Consider the following 3,845-nt stretch of genomic DNA (forward strand, 5'->3'; position numbering starts at 1 on the left):
ATGATCGGCAGTACCCCGGCAAAGGTGGTGATTGAGGTGAGAGTGATGGCACGAAAACGCGCGCAGCCGGCGTCAATCACCGCTTGTTTGACCGCAACGCCCGCTTGCCGAGCTCGGTTGATGTAATCGGTCATTACCAATGAATCGTTGACCACCACACCTGCCGCGGCAATTAAGCCAAAGGTCGACATCAAGCTCAAATCGATATCAAACCAATAATGTCCCCAAATGGCGCCGGTGAGACTAAATGGGATCACCGACATAATGATTAATGGCTGGGTGTAACTTTTTAATGGTACGGCAAGCAATGCATAGACCACGATCATGCCAGCGATAAAAAACAGCAGTTGCTCACTTTGCTGAGCTTGTTGCTCCTCAATCGAGCCACTGAGCTCACTGGTGACTTCAGGATAATCGGCCAACACATCAGGTATTACCGATTGTCGAATCGTTTCAACCACTTGGTTGGGTTCTACTTGCTCTTCATCAATGGCGCCATAGACGTAGACAGTGCGAAACCCTGCTTCACGGCGAAGGCTACTGATCCCAGGCTGTTGCTCAAAGTTGACCACATCACCCAGCATCACTTGTTGCCCCGTTGGCGTCGTAATCACGGCATAGCGTAGCGATGAGAAGGTTTCTCGCGTGCGCTTTGGATACCGCACCATGACTTTGATTTCTTCACCGTCTCGGATCAATCGCTGTGCTTCACCGCCATAAAAGCTGCCCCCAACTTGCTGGGCAATGGTCGTCAGATCCAGCCCCAGATCATGGGCGACGGGAGTGAGCGAGATCAGAATTTCCTGGCTGCCAGAATCCATCGAAGAGGATATATCGAAAAGCCCTGGTTGCTGATTAAGGCGTGACATCAGCGCCCGCCCAGCGGCATTGAGGGTCTCAATATCGGGGCCGAATAACAGGTAACCAAATTCATCACCTTGTTCTCCGCCGTTGACATCGTCTTGAATGGTGAGCTTTTTCACCCCCGGAATATCAGGCATGGCATCGCGCCAGCGCCGAGAGAGTTCAAAAGTGGTAAAGGGGCGAACGGCATCATCCACCAAGGGGATCACCAGCTGCCCAGCGGTTCGACCCTCATTAAATACTAGGGTTTCTTTGATCATGGCTTGGCCGGTTTCCGCTTGAGTGTTGTTATCAACGTCGTAGACCATTCGCTCGATAGCTTTTAGGGCAGCGATGGTTTGTTCGCTCGATGCGTTGTTATTCATCTCTAAACGAATATTGGGGAAGTCATGTGGTACTTTCGGCGTCGGCACCATACGAACGTGGCTGGCCACCACCAAAGCAATACTGATCGCCAATAGGGCAATGAATACGGTAAGTACAGACCAACGCCAGTGTGTGGCCCGGGTGACTGTACGACGATAAGGGCCGTGAATGAATTGCTGAAAACGGCGGTTAAAGCGTTGGCGTAAGCTATTTGGTTTAGGGGTAGAAAAGTGGGTATGAGCAAGGTGTGCTGGAAGGATGAGTTTGGATTCAATCAAACTAAATACCAGACACAAGATGACAATGGCGGCGATACCAAAGAAGAAGGCACGCTCTGGTCCACTAGACATCAAAAAAGGGGCAAACACTGCAATGGTCGTTAATACCCCAAAGGTAGCGGGCGTTGCAACCCGTTGAGCACCGGCAACCACGTTATTCACACCACCGCCCTTATGCTCGACTTCGGTATAAACGCTTTCGCCTATCACAATGGCATCATCAACGACGATCCCCAACACCATAATAAAGGCAAATAACGACACAATATTAATACTGACCCCTATCACTGGCATCAGCATAACCGCGCCAAGAAAACAAACGGGCAGTCCAACGAGCACCCACATAGCTAGCTTGAAGCGTAAAAAGAGGGTCAGTAACAACGCGACGAGCACTGCCCCTTGCAGCAAGTTTTTGAGCATCATGTCCAAGCGCGCGTTTAAGTAGTGGGTCATATCAACCACGGACTTTAGCGCCAAACCGGCTGGAAGCGTGTTGTTTTTCGTTTCGATGTAATCTTTGACTGCGGAGGCGACGGTAACCATGTTTTGCGACGCTGTCGCGTTCACCGAGAGAAAGATGGCATTTTGCCCAGAGTATTTAAAATAGCGCTCACCTTCGGTAAAGCCATCTTTAATGGTCGCGATATCTTGCAGTCGTAGCCGGCTACCATTTGGACCAATTTTAATCGGGATCTGTCGAAATTCGTCGCCGCGATAGCGTTGGTTTTCCACGCGAATGGCGATCATACCGCTATCGGTGCGCACTTCACCGGCTGAGAAGTTGGCTGAATAGCGGGCTATGGCGTCACTGACTTGACCCAGAGTGAGGTCGTATTTTCTTAATTGTTGCGGTGCAACTTCAATGGCGATTTCGTAGTTAGGGGCACTGAGCTCGACTAATGTCACATCGTGACACATTGAGCGGCTCCATAGACGCGGGCAGATTAGAAATGGCATCGACTTTCTGATTCACCCGATCCAACACCACATTGAGGTCTTCGCCAACATCCACTTCGATTTCGACACGGCCAAAGCCTCGGCGTGCTGTCGATACCACAGACTCAATGCCGGTGACATCTTTAATGGCTTCTTCCACCTTTACGAGGATGCTCTCTTCAACCTCTTGTGGCGAGGCGCCTGGGTAGTCAGCAGTGATATGGATATAATTAATTTCGATGTTGGGGAACATCTGACGTTGAATAAAGAAGTAGCTCGCGATCCCCATGATCAATACAAAAATCATGATCAGATTCGCCGCGACAGGGTTATGTGCAAAATACGCAATGAGACCACGAGGTGGCGTAGGGGCTTCATTCATCGTCGTCGTTCTCCTGCGCAACCTGCGATGCCACGCGTACCGTCATTCCCGCTTCAGGAAACTCGGGGGGCGTTGTCACAATCTGGTCATTGGCACTTAGCCCTTGGTCCGCATAAAGGTATTGCCCTTCGGCACGGACAATATTCAAGGCGCGAGATGAAAGTTGGCCCTTGCCATCGACCACCCAAACTTGTCGATTATTTGCCAAGGCTTGGGGAAGTTTAAATACTGCGTCTAACGTGGTGCCGTTAAAGGCCACCTCAACATAACTGCCGAAGGGCAGAGTTGGTTTAGGCGAGCTGATACCGTAGGGGTCATCAAGACGCACAACCACACGCATCATCCGTGTACTTTGTTCCACAATCCCTAAATCACGCACCACGGTGCCTTCGCGATGAATCGGCGATGTGCCATTTCGTGTCAGCGAGGCCTGAATCCCTTCGAGTTGTTCGGGCAGAAATGCACTGTCAAACCCAGCCACAGGTACGTGGACTTCCGCCACTTCAACATTGTTGATCGTACCCACAGTCGTGCCTGCGCTAATATATTGACCCACACCGATATCGCGTGAGACCACTAGGGCATCATAGGGGGCGGTGACTTGACAGTTATCAAGATCGCGTTGAGCGCGTTTTAATGCCGCTTGGGCCGACTTCACCCGCGCCTTGGCCGTTAATAGTTGTGGTTTGCGTAAATAGAGATCGGTGACCTGTGTCGGAGGCAAGCTTTTTGCTTGGCGCTTTGCCACTGCGGCTTGCGCTTGTTCTTCAATGAGAGCGGCTTGCGCGCTGGCGAGATCGGCCTCTGCACTGAGCACCGCCGCCTGATAATTATCCGCCTCAATAGAGAAGAGCACGTCGCCACGTTTTACGATGCCACCGGCGACAAAATTCGGGTGCCAATCCATGACTTCTCCCGATACTTGCGCGGAGATTTGCGTGGTTTCCAGCGGCATTAATTCACCATGCCCCGTGATGACTACTTGATGTTGCGTAGGCGTGATGAACTGCGTATCGACG

The 3,845-nt window shown here is 51.3% G+C and carries 1 protein-coding gene and 1 pseudogene; both read right to left on the reverse strand.

What is annotated here, in order from left to right; genetic code table 11:
• Nucleotides 1-2,826: pseudogene (locus BZG79_RS12775) on the reverse strand (efflux RND transporter permease subunit); the annotation flags it as partial.
• Nucleotides 2,819-3,845 (reverse strand): efflux RND transporter periplasmic adaptor subunit (locus tag BZG79_RS12780; RefSeq protein WP_108743298.1); only part of this gene is annotated, 1,027 nt, incomplete at its 5' end. The gene BZG79_RS12780 and the pseudogene BZG79_RS12775, both read right to left, overlap by 8 nt.

Origin of the sequence: Salinivibrio sp. MA427, from assembly GCF_001996115.1 — a bacterium.
Lineage (GTDB): Bacteria > Pseudomonadota > Gammaproteobacteria > Enterobacterales > Vibrionaceae > Salinivibrio > Salinivibrio costicola.